The 17,666-nt window shown below is 47.2% G+C and carries 16 protein-coding genes and 1 tRNA gene; 6 read left to right on the forward strand and 11 right to left on the reverse strand.

Annotation, left to right across the window (positions count from 1 at the left end; all coding sequences use genetic code 11):
- Positions 1-4: 4 nt before the first annotated feature.
- The 6 genes from Q0144_RS08855 to gatC are packed head-to-tail and all read right to left on the reverse strand — an operon-like array spanning position 5 to position 5,271.
- Complete coding sequence (locus Q0144_RS08855) at positions 5-1,252, reverse strand: serine hydroxymethyltransferase (protein ID WP_298063448.1); 1,248 nt, start codon at positions 1,250-1,252, stop codon at positions 5-7.
- Positions 1,253-1,254: 2 nt separating this feature from the next.
- The gene (gene lysS, locus Q0144_RS08860; RefSeq protein ID WP_298063449.1) at positions 1,255-2,748 is read right to left on the reverse strand and encodes a lysine--tRNA ligase; all 1,494 of its coding nucleotides are present in this window, start codon (positions 2,746-2,748) and stop codon (positions 1,255-1,257) included.
- 1 nt (position 2,749) lies between these two features.
- Positions 2,750-3,217 carry a Fur family transcriptional regulator gene (locus Q0144_RS08865; RefSeq protein WP_291939986.1) on the reverse strand — a complete coding sequence of 156 codons (468 nt, stop codon included), beginning with the start codon at positions 3,215-3,217 and terminating at the stop codon, positions 2,750-2,752.
- Positions 3,214-3,891: a CvpA family protein gene (locus Q0144_RS08870; RefSeq protein ID WP_297901032.1), complete on the reverse strand. Its 678-nt coding sequence runs from the start codon at positions 3,889-3,891 to the stop codon at positions 3,214-3,216. The genes Q0144_RS08865 and Q0144_RS08870 overlap by 4 nt, the downstream gene beginning before the upstream one ends.
- Entirely contained in the window at positions 3,891-4,973 is a 1,083-nt protein-coding gene (locus Q0144_RS08875; protein WP_005871218.1) for a type IV pilus twitching motility protein PilT, read from the reverse strand. The genes Q0144_RS08870 and Q0144_RS08875 overlap by 1 nt, the downstream gene beginning before the upstream one ends.
- Positions 4,974-4,983: 10 nt before the next feature.
- Positions 4,984-5,271, reverse strand: coding sequence for an Asp-tRNA(Asn)/Glu-tRNA(Gln) amidotransferase subunit GatC (gatC, locus tag Q0144_RS08880; RefSeq protein ID WP_291939991.1), 288 nt, complete (start codon positions 5,269-5,271; stop codon positions 4,984-4,986).
- 116 nt (positions 5,272-5,387) lie between these two features.
- Between gatC and Q0144_RS08885 the strand changes: the two genes are divergently transcribed.
- From Q0144_RS08885 to hisG, 5 genes are read left to right on the forward strand one after another with little or no spacing between them, the layout of a single operon-like run.
- Positions 5,388-5,939: a hypothetical protein gene (locus Q0144_RS08885; protein ID WP_297894158.1), complete on the forward strand. Its 552-nt coding sequence runs from the start codon at positions 5,388-5,390 to the stop codon at positions 5,937-5,939.
- A complete protein-coding gene (locus tag Q0144_RS08890) occupies positions 5,939-6,952 on the forward strand; it encodes an L-seryl-tRNA selenium transferase (protein WP_298063452.1) in 1,014 nt (337 codons plus the stop codon). Before Q0144_RS08885 ends, Q0144_RS08890 begins: the two co-directional genes overlap by 1 nt.
- Positions 6,939-7,274, forward strand: a complete 336-nt coding sequence (locus Q0144_RS08895; protein WP_298063453.1) for a hypothetical protein — start codon at positions 6,939-6,941, stop codon at positions 7,272-7,274. Before Q0144_RS08890 ends, Q0144_RS08895 begins: the two co-directional genes overlap by 14 nt.
- Complete coding sequence (locus Q0144_RS08900; RefSeq protein WP_298063456.1) at positions 7,261-7,881, forward strand: type III pantothenate kinase; 621 nt, start codon at positions 7,261-7,263, stop codon at positions 7,879-7,881. Before Q0144_RS08895 ends, Q0144_RS08900 begins: the two co-directional genes overlap by 14 nt.
- The gene (hisG, locus tag Q0144_RS08905) at positions 7,878-8,489 is read left to right on the forward strand and encodes an ATP phosphoribosyltransferase (protein ID WP_298063459.1); all 612 of its coding nucleotides are present in this window, start codon (positions 7,878-7,880) and stop codon (positions 8,487-8,489) included. The genes Q0144_RS08900 and hisG overlap by 4 nt, the downstream gene beginning before the upstream one ends.
- Positions 8,490-9,898: 1,409 nt before the next feature.
- Here hisG and dnaE read toward each other — a convergent pair.
- From dnaE to Q0144_RS08920, 3 genes are all read right to left on the reverse strand, one after another.
- Positions 9,899-14,044, reverse strand: coding sequence for a DNA polymerase III subunit alpha (dnaE, locus tag Q0144_RS08910; protein ID WP_298063461.1), 4,146 nt, complete (start codon positions 14,042-14,044; stop codon positions 9,899-9,901).
- 323 nt (positions 14,045-14,367) lie between these two features.
- Positions 14,368-15,048 (reverse strand): amino acid racemase, encoded by a 681-nt coding sequence (locus tag Q0144_RS08915; protein WP_298063464.1) that lies wholly within the window; start codon positions 15,046-15,048, stop codon positions 14,368-14,370.
- Positions 15,049-15,076: 28 nt separating this feature from the next.
- Positions 15,077-16,387, reverse strand: a complete 1,311-nt coding sequence (locus Q0144_RS08920) for a dicarboxylate/amino acid:cation symporter (protein WP_298063466.1) — start codon at positions 16,385-16,387, stop codon at positions 15,077-15,079.
- A 77-nt stretch (positions 16,388-16,464) separates the two neighbouring features.
- Between Q0144_RS08920 and Q0144_RS08925 the strand changes: the two genes are divergently transcribed.
- On the forward strand, positions 16,465-16,617 hold the full coding sequence (locus Q0144_RS08925) for a hypothetical protein (RefSeq protein ID WP_298063468.1): 153 nt from the start codon (positions 16,465-16,467) through the stop codon (positions 16,615-16,617).
- A gap of 18 nt (positions 16,618-16,635) precedes the next feature.
- Here Q0144_RS08925 and Q0144_RS08930 read toward each other — a convergent pair.
- Both Q0144_RS08930 and Q0144_RS08935 read right to left on the reverse strand, forming a co-directional pair.
- A tRNA-Ile gene (locus Q0144_RS08930) sits at positions 16,636-16,712 on the reverse strand.
- Between the two features lie 138 nt (positions 16,713-16,850).
- Positions 16,851-17,297 (reverse strand): YccF domain-containing protein, encoded by a 447-nt coding sequence (locus Q0144_RS08935; RefSeq protein ID WP_298063471.1) that lies wholly within the window; start codon positions 17,295-17,297, stop codon positions 16,851-16,853.
- Positions 17,298-17,666 lie beyond the last annotated feature (369 nt).

Consider the following 17,666-nt stretch of genomic DNA (forward strand, 5'->3'; position numbering starts at 1 on the left):
AAATTTAATACATCGCGCGGTCGTAGATGATAAAGCGGTGCGCCAAATCTCGCACTTCCTCTTTGACCTGCGCCTGAAGCTTGGAATTTGAGATGTCGCTTAGCACGTCGGCGATTTTATTTCCGATAAACTCAAATTCTTTCTCCTTCATGCCGCGCGCCGTAAGTGCTGGGCTTCCGACGCGGATGCCGCTGGTGACGAACGGGCTGCGCGTCTCGCCCGGAACGGTATTTTTATTCGTCGTAATGCCTGCATTTTCAAGCGCGGCGCTAGCGTCCTTGCCGCTAAAATCTCTATTTAAAAAGCTCATTAAAATCAGATGGTTATCGGTGCCGCCGCTAACGAGATCAAAGCCGCGCCCAACCAGCGTCTCGCCCAAAACTCTAGCGTTTGCCTTGACCTGCTTGGCGTAGAGCTTCCACTCCGGGCTTAGATTGTGTTTAAAGCCCACTGCCTTAGCAGCGATGACGTGCATTAGCGGGCCGCCTTGAATACCCGGGAAGATCGCCGAGTTGATCCTTTTAGCAAATTCCTCGTCGTTGGTCATTATAATGCCGCCGCGCGGACCGCGAAGCGTCTTGTGCGTGGTCGAGCTTACGACGTGGCAGTGCGGAAACGGATCCGTGTGTTCGCCTGCGACGACGAGCCCTGCGACGTGCGCTACGTCGGCGAAAAGAAAAGCACCCACGCTATCAGCGATCTGTCTAAATTTAGCAAAATCTATCTCGCGCGTATAGGCACTTGCGCCGCAAACGATCATCTTCGGCTTTACGATCTGAGCGATCTCAAGCACCTTATCATAATTTATGCGGCCGTCAAGCTCCACGCCGTATTCGAAGCTCTCATACATCTTTCCGCTGCTTGAGACCTTCGCGCCGTGCGTCAAATGCCCGCCGTGGCTAAGCGACATACCTAAAATTTTCTCGCCAGGTTTCAAAAATGCAGCATATACGCCTTGGTTGGCTTGGCTGCCGCTGTTTGGCTGGACGTTTGCAAACTCACAGCCGAAGAGCTTTTTGCAGCGATCGATCGCTATCTGCTCGATCTCGTCTACGAACTCGCAGCCGCCGTAGTAGCGCTTGCCGGGATAGCCCTCGGCGTATTTGTTCGTTAGCACCGAGCCCATCGCTTCCATCACCTCGGGATAGGTAAAATTTTCGCTCGCGATCATCTCCAAATAATCGCACTGGCGGGCAAGCTCTCTGTTGGTTAAACTAAAAATTTCATTATCGAATTTTTCTAAATTTGACACGTTCACTCCTTCTCTAAATTTAGCGGCCTCATCGCAGGGAACAAAATCACGTCGCGGATAGATTTTTTATTCAGTAAAATCATCGCCAAGCGGTCGATGCCGAGCCCCCAGCCGGTAGTCGGCGGCATCGCATAGCTAAGCGCGCGGACGTAATCCTCATCCATCTCGTGCGCTTCGTCGTCGCCCGCGTTTTTGGCGTCGATTTGCGCCTTAAATCTAGCGTATTGATCGAGCGGATCGTTCAGCTCGTTAAAGGCGTTGGCTAGCTCCTTGCCTGCGATGTAGAGCTCAAATCTCTCGGCTATCTGCGGATTTTCGTCGCTTCTGCGCGAAAGCGGGCTGATCGAGATCGGAAAATCCACGATGAAGGTCGGATTTACGAGCTTAGCCTCTACGTAATTATCAAAAAGTTCGCTCTGCAGGTGGCCGAGATCGAGCTTTTCATTGACTTCAAATTTATCGGCTTTGAGTTTGGCGATGATCTTTTCGCGATCATTTACGATCTGCGGCTCGATGCCGCCTATCTGCGTAAGCGCGTCGAGATATTTTATGCGCGCAAAAGGTTTTGAAAAATCGATCTCGCGCTCATCGTAGGTTAAAATTTCACCCAGCCCGAGCCTCTTAAACAGCGCTTTAAACAGCTCCTCGGTTAGGTTCATCGCGTCGTTATAATCATGCCATGCCCAGTAGAATTCTATGCTTGTAAATTCCGGATTGTGCGTCAGATCCATACCTTCGTTGCGGAAGTTTCGGTTGATCTCAAAGACCGCCTCCATGCCGCCTACGACGAGGCGCTTAAGATAGAGCTCCGGCGCGATACGCAAGTAGCGATCGACGTCTAGGGCATTGTGGTGAGTGATAAAAGGCTTAGCATTCGCGCCACCCGCGATAGGGTGCATCATCGGCGTTTCGACTTCCAAAAATCCGTGCTTTTCAAAAAAGCTGCGGATCTTGCTAACGATGATCGAGCGCTTGATAAAATCCTCGCGGACCTCGGGGTTCATTATCATATCGAGATATCTTTGGCGGTATCGCATCTCGATATCGACGAGGCCGTGAAATTTCTCCGGAAGCGGGCAGATCGCTTTGGATGCAAGCGTTATTTTACTAGCATGGATCGAAAACTCGCCCGTTTGGGTGACGAAAGCGTATCCGCGCACCAAAATTATATCGCCCACTTCGAGATTTTTCTTAAATTTAGCGTAATCCTCCTCGCCGATGCTATCGCGAGAGTAATAAATTTGAATATTGCCGCTTTGATCTTCTATGTTTGCGAAGGTGGATTTGCCCGCGACACGCTTTAGCTTTAACCTTCCGGCAAGGCTTACCTCCTCGCTCGCTTTTTTATCCTCGGTATCTTTTATGTAGCCGAATTTCTCTTTAAACTCGGCTATGCTCATATCTTTTTTTAGAAAGTGCGGATAGGGATTAGCCCCTAAATTCCGAAGTTCCGACGCCTTGTCTATCCTTTGGATCTCTAACTGGCTATCAAACAATCTACTTCCTTTTTACCGCGCATTCAGGGCAAATTCCATACAGCTGCATCATATGTCCCGTAAGCGTAAATCCGTGCTCTTTGGCGACGGCAAGCTGTTTTCGCTCAATAGTGGCGTCTTGAAATTCTATGATCTTATTGCAGCTTTTGCAGATTAGATGGTCGTGGTGAGGCTTGTTGGCAAGCTCAAATTTCTTGCCCTGCGCGCCAAATGAGATCGACGTAGCCATGCCTGAATCCTCTAGTAAATTTAAGGTGCGATACACCGTCGCTATGCCTACGTTTAGCTCCGGAAATTTCGCTTTGATCTCGTTGTGAAGCGCCTCAGGCGTGAAGTGTTTGTTGTTGTTATAAAGCGTGCGGAGCAAAACCTCGCGCTGCTTGGTATATTTTAGACCGCTAGCGGCAAGTGCCTTTTTAAACTCAACAATTAGAGCGTCAAACTCTAAATTTTCGATTTTTGCATTCATAATTTTGTCCTTTCTGTAGAATTTACTTCTGAACTGGCGTTAAAATCGCTAGGTTCAGTGCTTTGATTTTGATCCGAGTTCATACGGGCGGTAGAATTTTGATCTTTTAAGAGTTTATCATCCATCTTAGAACCGATAGAATCTAAGCTTTGTTTGATCTTCGGATCGTCTTTGAGATTTAAAATCCAATTTCCGATTTTTAAAAAAATCGGCGCAGTTTTGCTGCTTTCAAAATACCTTTTGGTCTGTTCGTTCATCGACATAGGACCGCTTGCAAGCGTAACGATAACGGCAAAAATCAAGAAAATTTTACTTACACTAAACACGAAACCGCCGATCTTATCGACAAATCCGAGCCCGCTCCATTTAAAGAATTTTGAAATGATTTCGCCTATAATCAGACACGAGATCCATACTCCAAAAAGCACAGCGATAAAGCCGATGAGAACCTGCGTCGTGTCGCCTGAAAGCACGCCGTTTGCATTCTGCAAAGCTGGAATTTTTGCTGCAATCCACTCGCCCGCCATAGTTTTATAACGCATCGCGGCAAAAAGACCGCCGATGAGACCCAAAATTCCAAAAATTTCTTTAACGATGCCGTTGGTGATGCCGCGCAGTCCAAAGAGCACTACGAGTACTAAACAGCCGACGTCGAACCAATTAATACCTTCCATCAAGCACCCACCACGCCTATTAGCTCTTGTAGGTTAGTCGAATACCTAAATGCCGTGTCTTTTGAAATTTGATTTGCACGGATCGCTTTAACCATCGCTTGAGTTTGAGTTATCATACCGGTAGATTGCTGATTTAGCTGCATTTGAGAGTAAATTTGATGCACCTTGTTTTCGCGGATTAGATTCGCTACGGCATTGTTATTTAGCAAAATTTCATGGATCGCGATACGTCCACCGCCAAGCTTTGGCAAAAGCGATTGCGAAATGACCGCGGTAAGTGATACAGAGAGCATATTTCGCACTTGGAGCTGCTCGCCGCCATCAAAGCTATCGATAATACGGTTGATCGTCTGCATCGCGGAGTTGGTGTGTAGCGTACCAAATACCAAGTGACCGGTCTCTGCAGCGGTAATGGCGATCGAGATAGTCTCTCTATCACGCATCTCGCCCACGAGGATAATGTCCGGGTCCTCACGCAAGGCAAATTTTAACGCATTAGCGTAGGAATGGGTATCGGTGCCAATATTTCTGTGAGAGAAAAGCGCTTTTTTATTGGTATGGACGAACTCGACCGGATCTTCAACGGTAATGATGTGCTTGCGCTCTTTTTCGTTGATCTCGTTTAGCATCGCAGCAAGAGTAGTTGATTTACCGCTACCGGTAGGTCCGGTAACCAAAATCATGCCTTTTTCGTGCTTGACTACCTCTTTAAAAATCGTAGGGGCTTTTAAATCGTCCAGGCTAGGAATATCGATAGGAATAATACGAAATGCGGCAGCCAAATCGCCGTTCATAGTGTAGTAGTAGTTACCACGGAAGCGTCCGATATTAGGAAGCTCGATCGCAAAGTCAAGCTCTTTATTTTCCTCGAGTGCACTTTTTTGAGCATCGGTAATGAGCGCGTAGCAGATATACTCGATATCCGTGCCCTTAAGCGGATCCATGGCAAGTGGGCGCAATGTTCCGTCGATACGTATTTGAGGCGCCGAGCGCGAAACTAAGTGAAGGTCGCTCGCTTTGTTAAAAACGACGGTTTTTAGTAGGGTTTCGATATCTACTAAATTTCTTTGAACTTCTTCCATAAAATTCCTTTCAATCTATGATTTTCGGTACTACGAAGTAGCCGCCTTCGGACTGCGGAGCATGCTTTAAGACGCTTTCTGCGACGTCGCTTTTGCGTGGGATATCTTTGCGAAACGGAGTACCACCTTTTAGCGTAGTGATAGCCGCCTCGCCGCTTTGTAAATCCAGTTCATTTAGAATTTCTACAAAATCTACAATATTATTTAATTGACCTTTAAATTCTTCTCGCTTAGCATCTGGAATTTTAAGAGCGGATAGCCTTTCCAGCTTACTTAGCAAGGCGTCGTCTATTATCATAACTTTCCTTTTTCTGATAAATGCGACATTATATCATAAAAATTCTTTATCTTAGGCGGTATTTAAAATTTTTTATGCTACAATTACGCCGATTTTCTCAAACAAAGGACTGAATTTTGGCTTTAAAAGACGACATCGAAGGCGTGAAAAAAGAGATTGGCACAGAAGAGCAGTTTCTAGAAAGCGTCATAAAAAGTGAAATTTTCGTAAAAAAATACAAAAAGCCGCTGATATTTTTGGCTGCGGTTTTGATCGTAGCGTTTATCGGATATTACGCAAATGAATTTTTAAGCGATCGCCGTATAGCAAGTGCTAATGCGATCTATGACGAGCTGCTTAACAAGCGCGATGACACTAAGCTAGCCGAGCTTAAGCAAAAAGATATAAATCTATACGCTCTTTATATTTTGCAAAACGGCTCTGCAGACGAGCGAGCGGCGCTAGAAAATACCCAAGGCATCGATGTTGTGCTAAAAGAGATAATAAATCTACAAAACGGCAAACAAGGCGGGGTGCTACTCGCCGATTACGATTCTTTGCTCAAAGGCTACGACCTACTAAAAGAGGGCAAAATCGAGCAAGCTCACGCAGAGCTAGATAAAATTCCACTCAACTCGCCAGTTCGTCAAATCGCACTTGCTTTGAAACACTATGGAGGCAATAAATAATGAAAAAAACGCTGATATTTACGCTTTTACTATCGTTTTTATTTTTGGGCTGCTCGACGAAGCGCCAGTATTTCGAACCTAGCGACGAAAACATCACAGGCGATATGAAATTTAACGGCTCACTGCCATCGGAAATCGTAGCGGTTAGTAAAGATGGTGCTACGCTAAAAGACGGCGAAGTCATCTCTAAAAACGGATTGGTGAAAAATTTCAAAGTCCTAAAAAGTGAGAAATTTTTAGGTGAATATGATGGAAATTTCGTCGTAGCCGACATCAATGGCACGCTTAAAGTAGTTGGTAGCACAGGTGCCGTAAAATTTGAAAAAGCCCTCGGCAGACAAGCGCTCAGTGCAAATATACGCGGCGATGATTTGGCTTTAGTAATGAGTGATGACTCGATCATGCTTATCAAGCTAAGCTCTGGCGCAGTGGTACTCGATCATAAAGTAGGCGATGCATTCGCAATCGATTCGCGCGTAGCGTCACCGCTATTTATCAACCAACTTATCGCTTATCCTGCGCTAGACGGACTAGTCAGCATCGCAGAAAACGTAGGTGGGCGCTCGGCACGCGATTTTGTCGTGAGTAACCAGCCGTTTTTTAACAACATTATCGCCTTAGAAAACAAGGGCGATAACCTTTATGCTGTGACCGCCACTAGGCTAATGCTGGTAAGTCCTGCGGGCAATAAAAACCATAACGTAGACATCAAAGACGTGATTTTTAGCGGCGATAGAATTTATCTTTTCTTAAAAGACGGCAGAGTCGAGCTACTGGATCGCGGGCTAAATTTGATCAAATCGCGTAAATTTACCTTCGCGCAGTTTAGCGGCGCGCTACTTAGCGGCGGCTATTTGTATATCATCGAGCGCAACGGCTACGTCATCCGCGTGGACGAAAATTTAGAGGGACAAGCGATCTACGAGCTAAATGGCGAGTTCGAGGATAAGTCTTTTATCGCAGGCAGCTCGTTTTACTATGACGATAAAATTTTAAATTTTGATGCTAGATAAAATTTCAAAACTCTGCGTTCGCGAAGACCTTTTGCTTCAAAAATTCCAAACGTTAGATATCGCTAGCTTCACGCGCTCGCGATCATACGACGCGTATTTTGGCGTGGATCTGAAAAGCTACAACGTCCTTTTATTTATGCGCGACGCAAAATCTCGATTTGTAATGCGCGACGCGGAATTTCTGCTCTCGCTTGCAAGCGACATTAGCGCAAGCCTAGGCAAGGTCGTAAAAAAGCGCGTGCTGTTTTACAACTCGCAGATGTGCTCTAAAAGCACGAAATTTTTAAAAGAAAACGGATTTAGCCTCTATGCTTTTGTGTGATGTAGGAAATTCCAGGGTTAAATTTTATAAAGGCGGCGTAACGCAAAGCATGCCCATAGCGGAATTTATGCGGTATGAGCCGAAAGAGCGAATTTTTTTCATTAGCGTGAACGAAAGCGTGAAAAAAAAGCTGAAAAACCCTCTGTTTGTCGATCTGGCGCCGCACTTTGAGCTAAAAACCGCCTACCGCGGGCTTGGGATCGACCGCATAGCGGCGTGCTCGGCGGTGACGACGGGCGTCGTCGTCGATGCGGGCAGCGCAATCACCGTGGATTTGATGTTTAAAAGCTCACACCTAGGCGGATTCATAATGCCCGGTATCGGCACGCTTTTAAAGTCGTTCGCGAGCATCGCGCCGGTGCTGGACGTGACGCTTTCAACCAATATCGATCTGGATCCGCTGCCGCAAAAGACCGTAAGCGCCGTAAACTACGGGATTTTAAAGCCGATAGTGCTTACGATCGAAAACATCGCGGGCAATAATAAAATTTACTTCACGGGCGGCGACGGAGCCTATCTGATGCGGTATTTTCGCAACTCGATCTACGAAAAGGATCTGATCTTTAAATCGATGGTAAGCTTGATCGCAAAAAAGGGGCTCGCATGATAACCATAGCGCTTCCCAAAGGCCGCATAGCCGACGACACGCTTAAAATTTTTAAAACCATCTTCGGGCTTGATTTCGCCTTCGAGGATCGCAAACTCATAATGCAAGAGGGCAATTTTAAATTCCTTTACGTCCGCAACCAAGATATCCCTACTTACGTTATGGGCGGTGCGGCGGATATCGGCGTAGTGGGGCTTGACGTGCTTGAGGAGCACCGCCCAGACGTACTTACGCTGCTCGATCTTAAAATCGGAAAATGCCGCGTCTGCGTGGGCGTACATGCGGGTACTCATCTAAACTACGGCGCTCCGAGCCTAAAAATCGCTACGAAAATGCCCAACATCACTCGCGAATACTTCGCTTCCAAGGCCGTCGCCGTAAATATCATCAAACTCTACGGCTCGATCGAGCTAGCCCCGCTCATAGGGCTTGCAGACGCCATCGTCGATGTCGTGGAGACCGGCGCTACGATGAAACAAAACGGGCTACAGCCCGCAGAAACCGTAATGCAAAGCTCCGCGCACCTCATCGCCAACAAAAACAGCTTTGTGCTAAAACGCGATGAAATTTTAAACCTACGAGATAGACTGGCCCGCGCGATCACCTAACGCTCGCTTAGCCAGCCACGCAGTGCTTGCGGCCGGCGCGGCATATTTTGCGTGGGTGATCATCGCCGTCTTGGCGCGCTGTTGTTTAAAAAACTGCTGCTGCGTATAGAATTTTACGGCGGCAACCGCACCGATTAAATTTCAAACCAGCTTACAAATTTGATTTATCAAGAAGTAGAGGCACTGTCGAGCCGCGCAGAATAAAATTTTATCGCTACAAATTTTAAAATTTAGCCCTAAATTTACAGCCCGCGAAATTTCAAAACACAAACCTCCGCGGCGCAGAATTTCAAAATTCCAAAATCTCGCTCCGTATTTTGCGCAGTCAAATTTCAAAATTTTGCAAGTTCTAAATTTAGGCTCAAATTCCCGAGGCTTGGGAACGGCAGAATTTCGGAATTTCAACTCGCGAAATTTCGCCGCTAAAAATCGTGCAAAATTTAATCGGTGCTACTCTTTAAGCGTAGAAAGTGGCCCGCGCCAAAATCAAGATGCTAGCCGCCCACATCGCAGCTAAGTAAAGCTCCGCAAATCCTGCGCATAAGCCAATCTCTGCCATGGCGACATTTGAAAAACTGCTTCATAAGGCTTACAAAGCCCGTACAGGCAGCTACTTGTTTTGCTTATATTTTCAGGCAGGACAAACACGCTTAGCATGGTCAATATATAACAGCGCGAAAAATTTCAAATATAGCCGTTTAATAATTTTGATAAATTTTGAATTTAGGACAGGTAACATCCCGGCGCCCGGCTCGGCTCGAACCCAGTCCGCGCTAGCTCGATTTTTTCGGGCACCGTTTACTCGCCAGCTTTGTTTCGGATTTTTTCTGCGCGTCTTGGGTCTGTTTTTGCGTGCCTTACTAAATTTGCTCGGCGAAATTTTACCACGATAAAATTTTACGTAGTAAAACTATGCTTAAAATTTCAAATCCGCTAAAGTTTAAAATTTTAAAGCTGCGTGGAGATTCGCCAAAGTAAAACTTCGCAAAAATTTAGCTAGAAATTTAAAAGTGTCCGCGCCATTTATTGTACCGAACGTAGGCTAGCGCGACAATACATACTCTACCGAGAACGGCGAGCTGTTATTGTGATAACTCAAGCGGCATGCTACAAGCCTCACCAACGCAATAAAGCAAAATAGGTCTAAGTGTATGTAAATTTGTGGCAGATAAAATTCCATCGCGATGAACGCAATAAATTTAGATATCATGGACGATCTGCGCGATTTTAGTTCTTGCATGCAACACAATAAATTTTATGCTAAGCAAGCCTGGTCGTCGAAAACCCTCTTGCTTTATTATCTCGACCGCGCCAAAAAAACTATGACTGTTTGCGACGCCAAAAGCCTCTTACGTGCAGGGCGGACAAGAATAAAATTTTACCAACCTAGCGCGGCGAGAGAGCCGCGCTTACGCTGCGATAATTTCGCGCACCTTTTCGGTGAAATTATCGCTCACGATGTATTCGGTCGGATAAACTAGCACCTCGCTGCCGTTGCGGATCCGCAGAATCAGCCGCTTGGTGTTTTTTAGCGCCGTGTCGCAAAATGCGAGATGGTAAATTTTATAAATTTTCTCGCGACTTAGCTCGCCTAAGCTTAGCTCAAACTCGAAATCCTGCGCGTTTTTGCGCTGTGCCTCGCGCTCTTTGCGCGCCTTAAGGGCGGGATCCTCCGCAGTAAACCCGCCCCTTCGCTCCGTGAAATTCCCGCTGCCGTAGCCGCCGCCTCGTTCGCCGCCGAAGTTTCCGCCAGAGCCGAAATTGCCGCTGTTAAAGCCCCCGCGCTCCCTACCACCGAAGCCTCGCACCTTACTAGGCACGTAGCCGTCGATATTTTGCGCGGCATCTAGAGTTAAAATTTCATCCAGATAAATTTGAAATTTCCCGCCGTAAGGGGATGTATTTTTGCTAAGCCGCGCCCAAAACGCCATCGGGCGCTCCAGCTCCGCGTCCGTTAGCGCAGTGACCGCATCACAAATATCGCCGAATGCGCTCATCTCGAAGCTGCCCGCAAGATCGAGCACCGTGAGATTTGCCATCTGCTTGCCCGATTTGGTCGTGCGGGTGTGGACGTTTTCGATCTTGCCGACGCATAAAATTTTAACGCCCGCGTCCTCGTCGCCCACCAGTTCGTCGAATTCGTTCGATTTAGTATGTGCAATCGCTCCAAGCTGCGCGACGTAGGCTTTGAGTGGATTCTCGCCCAGAAATACCCCCGCGCGCGGACGGAAACTCGGATCACGAGCGTTTTGCAAGCTCATCATCGAAAGAAACGACAGCTGATACGCCGCGCCACCGACCGCGCTTTTTGAAATTTTAATCATAAAGGCGTACGGACGCTCCCGCTCCTGTGGGCTTAAGCTTTCGATCGCCTTTAGCGCGTTATCAAACACCGCAAGCTCGAAGCTGCCGTGCAGATCAAGCACGTTTAAAATCCCCATTTTTTTGCCCGTTTTTGTCATGCGCGTGAACAGATCCTCGATCCGCCCCACGCTAAGAACCTCGGCACTATCGCCCTCGATCTCGCTAAACGCCGAGGATAGCGTATAATCGATGCCTTCCATCTCCTCTTTATAATCATCCAGCGGATGCCCAGAGAGATACACGCCCACGGTCTGCTGCTCAAATTTCAAAATTTCGCCCTGCGGAAATTCCTTATCGGTATCGACGAAGCTTACGCTCATGCCGCTCGTCATATCCTCATCCTCGCCAAAAAGCGAGCTTGCGGCGTCCTTTTTAATCTCGGTGATCTTTTTCATCACGTCTAGGATATTTTCCATATTTTGAATCATCGCTAATCGACTCTTGCCCAGGCAATCCATCGCGCCTGCGTAGATCAGCGACTCGATGACCTTTTTATTGACGCGGAAATTATCCACGCGCGAAGCAAAATCGTCGATGCTTTGAAATTTAGCCTCGCTTTGAAGCTCTAAGATATTCTCGATCGCGGCACCGCCCACCCCCTTGATCGCGCCAAGACCGTAGATGATCGAGGTACCCGATTTGGAGTTTTCGTCGTCCACGACGCTAAAGCCTCTTAAACTTTGATTGATCGACGGCGGCAAAAGCCCGATACCTAGGCGGCTAGCCTCGTCGATATACTTTGAAATTTTATCGGTGTTGCCCTCCTCCGAAGTAAGTAGCGCCGCCATAAACTCCGCCGGATAGTAGGTCTTAAGATAGGCCGTTTGAAAGGTAATCATTGAATACGCCGCGGCATGGGATTTGTTAAAGCCGTAGGAGGCAAATTTCATAATCAGATCAAATAGCTCATCCGCCTTTGCTACGTCAAAGCCCAGCTCTTTAGCGCCGCTTAGATACTGCTCGCGCATGTGAGCGAGCTTCTTCTCATCCTTCTTACCCATCGCGCGACGCACCAGATCGGCATCGCCCAAGCTAAAGCCGCCCACCTTCTGCACGATCTGCATGACCTGCTCTTGATAGACGATGATGCCATATGTTGGCTCTAAAATTTCTTTTATCTCTGGAAAGATATAGCTAGCACTCAGCTCGCCGTGTTTGATCCTGATAAAATCGGGGATTAGATCCATCGGCCCCGGGCGGTAGAGCGAGATCATCGCGATGATATCCTCGAAGCGGTCGGGGCGCAGGTTCATCGCCAGATCCTGCATGCCCGCGCCCTCGATTTGGAAAATCCCCAACGTATTGCCGCTTTGAATGGTTTTGTAAGTTTGCGGATCGTTAAAGTCTATCTCCTCCCAAACTATGTCGCGATTATAGCGGCGCTTGACGAGCTTGATGGCATTATCGATCACATCGAGGTTTTTAAGGCCAAGGAAGTCAAATTTTATCAGATCGACGTCCTCGAGATAGTTTTTGGTGTATTGCGTTACTAGGCGCGCATCCTCGCCCTTATCCTGCTTAAATAGCGGTGCTTTGTTCCACAGCGGCTCGTTTGAGATCACCACTCCCGCGGCATGCATTCCTGCGTTGCGATTTAGCCCTTCAAGGCCCAGCGCAAACTCCCAAACCTGCTGCGCGATCGGATCTGCGTCGATAAATTCTTTCAGCTTCGGCTCAGCGTCGTAAGCCTGCTTGAGCGTGATGCCAAGCTTGTCGGGGATCAGCTTCGCCATCTTATCGGCTTGCGAAAGCGGCATATCGCAGACGCGAGCTACGTCGCGAATAACGCCGCGCGCAAGCAGCTTACCGAAAGTCGCAACCTGCGCGACGTTGTATTTGCCGTACTGATCGATGACGTAGTCGATCACCTCGCCTCTGCGTGCCTGGCAAAAATCTACGTCGATGTCAGGCATCGAGATACGCGACGGATTTAAAAATCGCTCAAAAAGCAGATTATACGGGATCGGATCGAGGTCGGTAATGCGAAGCGCATACGCGCAGATGCTGCCCGCCGCAGAGCCACGACCGGGGCCTACGGGGATATCGTGATCCTTCGCCCAGTTGATGAAATCCTGCACGATAACCATATAGCCCGAAAAATGCATGTTTTTGATGATCGCAAGCTCCTTTTCCAGGCGCTCGCGATAAATTTCATGATTGGCAGGATCAATAAATTTAAGGCGCTCTTTAAGCCCCTCGCGGCACAGATGATCGAATAAAAAATCATCGTTTGCAAAGCTATAGCGCTCCGAGGGCTGGGGCAGCGAAAGCCCGAGCCTATCGGCATATTCGATCGTAAATTTAAAATTCGGCGGCGTCGGCGCGTAGTCCTTCTCGTCGAAGGCAAATTTGAGATTGCACTTTTGCACGATCTCGGCGGTATTTTCGATCACTTCAGGGATGTCCGCGAAAAGCCGCCTCATCTCCTCGTCGCTTTTTACGTAAAATTCCGAAACGACATGTTTTAGGCGGTCGCCGTCGTTGATCGTCTTACCCATCGAGATGCACTGATAGACGTCGTGGGCCTTGGCACGGTCCTTGCGCGAGTAGTGAGCGTCGTTGGTAGCGATGATCTTGACGCCGATTTCGCGCGAGAGGCGGATGAGGTCCTTATCGACGTTTAACTGCTCGCCGATGCCATGGCGCATGATCTCGAGATAAAAATCCTCGCCGAAAATTTCCTTATACTCAAGCGCCGCTTTTTTCGCCGCTTCGTAGCCGCCCGCGCCTCGCTTTAAATTTCGCTCGCTTCTATTTAGATGAAATTCCACCTCGCCTGCTAGGCACGCCGAGGAGCAGATGAGACCTTCGCTGTGCTCTTTTAAAATTTTTTTGTTGATCCTCGGGTAGTAGTAGAAGCCGTCCAAAAACGCGCGCGAGCTAAGATACATTAAATTTTTATAGCCCGTCTCGTTTTTGGCAAGCAGTATCAAGTGATAGCGCTGGCGGTCGCTTTTATCGCCGATGTCATCGTGGTTGTGCAGGTAGGTCTCGATGCCGATGATCGGCTTGATGCCGTGCTTTTTCATCGTCTGATAAAAGTCTATCGCACCGAACATATTGCCGTGATCGGTGATCGCGCATGCCTTGGTGCCGCGGCTATGCAAAAGCTCGGCGAGCTCGCTTACTTTATTCGCGCCGTCTAGCAGCGAATACTCGGTGTGAAGGTGCAGGTGGGTGTAGTCACTCATTTTGATCCTTTTTTCGGTTGGAGCGATTATAGTAAATTCGGGCTTTAGAAACGGTCAAATTTAATGGAATTTTAGCTTAAATTTCAGCACGAAATTTTACGAGCAAATTTTGTTACGGAATTTTACTTCGGAGGTTTTACATTCTGGGTTTTGCGGATTAAATTTTGATAAAATTTTAAGTTTAAAATGCTGTGATGAAATTTTGCTATCATATAAATTCCGCTTACCTGGAATTTTGAGCCAACGCAATTCCGCAAAATTCTATGACTTAAATCATCGTAAAATTTTGCGGTTTAGAATTCCGCTTGCAAAGCCTTGCGGCTCTACGATCTTGATAATTCCACGATCGCTTTGGCAAGCTCTCTAGTAGGATCAACGAAAATTTTATCGCTTTTGATTAACGGCAAAAATAGCGGCAGCTCGGTGCAGGCAACGACGTAAATATCAGCATCGATTTTGCCTAGCAAATTCTCAAAAGCCCCCACGTATTCGGCAGTCTTGCCCGCCTTAACGCCTTTGTAGATGCAATCCATCAAAACCGCTTGATTTTCTTCACCAAGCTCCACGCTGATTAGCCCCGCTTCTTTGAGCGGATCGTCGTAAATTTTAGCTTTTTTTGTACCGATAGTGGCTAGCACAGCGATTTTATGGGCGTTTGGATAATTTTTGCGGATCGCTTTTACGGTGACCTCAGCGATATGAATTAGCGGGATTTCCGCCGCAGCTTCTACATCGTCTGCGAAAAAATGCGCCGTGTTGCACGCCATCGCAAACGCCTTGCAGCCTGCATTTTTGAGCCTAACAGCGCTCTCGCTTAGGCGCGGAAGCGGATTTTCACCTTTGCCTAAGATAAACGCCGTGCGATCTTCGATCTGCGGATAGCTATCGATTACAAGCGGAATATTTTCTTGATCGCTGCTCGCCGCAGTCTCTTCTATGATCTTCATATACAGATCCGCACTCGCCAAAGGCCCCATTCCGCCGATAATTCCAACTCTTTTCATAGCTCGTCCTTTCTAAATTTTACTTGGGCTAATTCTCCCACTTACTCATATCCATTTCGTTTTCGCTCTTTGCGACGTAGATCGACGCGACAACATCGCCCGTTACGTTCATCGAGGTTCGCCCCATATCCAAAATCGCATCAATGCCCAAAATCATTCCGTAAGCGATCGCTACGTTACCGCTTACCTTGACGCCGATAGACTCGAGCACTAAAAGCAGCATTAGCGCACCAGCTCCCGGAACCCCGGCAGTTCCGATCGCAGCAAGCATCGAAGTGATGATGATTGTGAGGTAGTGGCTGCTGTTTAGATCGATACCGCAAGCATTAGCGATAAAGAGCGTGCATACGCCCAAATACACGGTCGTGCCGTTCATATTCACCGTAGCACCCACGGGCAAAACAAAGCCGTAGATCGCCTTTGGAATTCCCATATCTTCGGCGGTTTGCATCGTAATCGGAAGCGTGCCGTTGGAGCTGCGGGTAACAAAAGCCGTAAGCATCGGCGGACGCACTTTTTTAAGGAATTTAATCGGGCTAACTCCGATAAGCATACAAATAACGCAATAAACCGCAAATACTTGAATCGCAAGTCCCACGTATAGGGTAATCGTGACATTTAATAGCGAGCTGAAAGCCTCGATACCGCTTTTATTAAACACTACAAACATTAGCGCAAAAACGCCAATTGGTGCGTATTGCATCACCCAATGCACGACCTTAAACATAATTTCGCTCATTCCATCGAAAAAATTATAAACCGTATCAGCGGAGCTTTTAATACGAGCATCACTACTGTCGCGGCAAAACGCAAGCCCTACGCCAAGAAATAAGCAAAACGCGATAATCGGCAAAATTTCGCCCTTGGCTATGGAATCAAAAGGATTCGTAGGAATTATATTAAGCAAAATTTTACTCATACTAGGCGCGTTTGCTGCCTTTTCGACGGCCTTGGACGCATCGCTTAGATCAAGCCCGCTACCTGGAGAAAATACAAACGCACACGCCAGGCCGATGACGATCGCAAAAAGCGTCGTTATAGCGTAAAATATGATTGCCTTAACGCCTACTTTGCCCAGGTGCGCGGGCGAGATACTGCTAGTGCCCACGATGAGCGAACAGATTATGATCGGCACCATGATCATCTTTAAAAGCCGCACGAAAAGATCTCCCAAAGGCGTTAAAATCGCCACCCACGTGGTATCGCCCACCGGCATATTTTTAGGTAGCAACATACCGATCGCAGAGCCCAACACTAAAGCGATAATGATGCGCCAAAGCAAGCTTGAGTTAAAATAAAAAGCTAAGATTCCGCCTTTTTTCGTTTGATTTTCTAACATGGACATCTCCCTGCACTAAGAATTTTAACAGAATTCTACCGCAACTTGCCATAAAATAAAATTTAATCGGTCGCCAAATGAAATTTAAATTTGAAAATTCAATCGCGAGTTTGCCGCATTTTAAAGCTGAAATTATGCGGCAGGCTTTGTCTTTTGAAGTTATGAAGCAGAATTTCAAAGGAAAAACGACGCTTGAAATTTTATGGAATTTGCGGATTTTGATGCAGTGAAAAGCCGAAATTTTGCGGTGGTGGGCTCACTAGGACTTGAACCTAGGACCATCCGGTTATGAGCCGGATGCTCTAACCAACTGAGCTATGAGCCCGCCAGCTGTAAATGTAAAAAAGAAATGTGATTTTACAAAAATAATCTTAAAACGGCGTTAAAATTCTAACCGCGTAATTTTATGAAACTTAGGCCCGCCCAAATCGCGACTAAGCTTCGGTGCCTTGTTATAAAACGCTTACCCATATAAATTTTTCCATGGTAATTCTACGTCCGGTTCCTTATTGCGACGGATGCAGATCTTATCCACGGGATTAAAGATTGTATGTAAAGATTTAGCAAACACGATAGCGCCTGGAATTCCGATGATAGTGACGAACTGGACAATAACAGCAACAAGTCCTACGATATATAGCCAAATACCGAAAAGCAGGATATAAACGACCTTAACGATAGTCGCGTAAGCATGATAGCTCTTACGCAGAGCTCCGCCGGATGGATTATTCTTTTTACGCACCATATAGTAACTGAAGGGCAAAAACAGGAATTTGCCGTATTCCATAAGACCTAACCCCACGGGAGCGGTCACGACTAAAATGGTAAGGATCAAACCCGATAGGTAAGCTAAGATAGCTAAAATCCAACCACCTAGAAAAAACCAAATAATGTTGCCTAGAATACGCATATCTTACCTCTTTATAAATTTATGTAAATCAAGCAAACCGCCTGCCTCGAGCGGCTAGCACAGCCTCTCATTCGTTTTATGGGTGTTTTCGCAGCTCGCGCGAAAAGGCGCGCCGAAGCGCTATGGCGCAGCAAAACGCTAAAACGTGCCGAAACGCTAAGAGATACTAAGGCGCACCCCCTTTAGTGCGACGCGCCCACGCCTGCGGCTATGGCGTGCAAAACGAGCCTTATGCATGCAAACCACCGTACGCAAAACAACTGCGGAATGATAGGGGGGGGGTTAACGATTGGTAGCAAGCGCTTTTGCGCGATAAAATTTTGCCATGCAAATGGCTATGGCAAGGGAGTTTAAAAATTTAAATTTATT

Origin of the sequence: uncultured Campylobacter sp. (assembly GCF_938045345.1) — a bacterium.
Classification (GTDB): Bacteria; Campylobacterota; Campylobacteria; order Campylobacterales; family Campylobacteraceae; genus Campylobacter_B.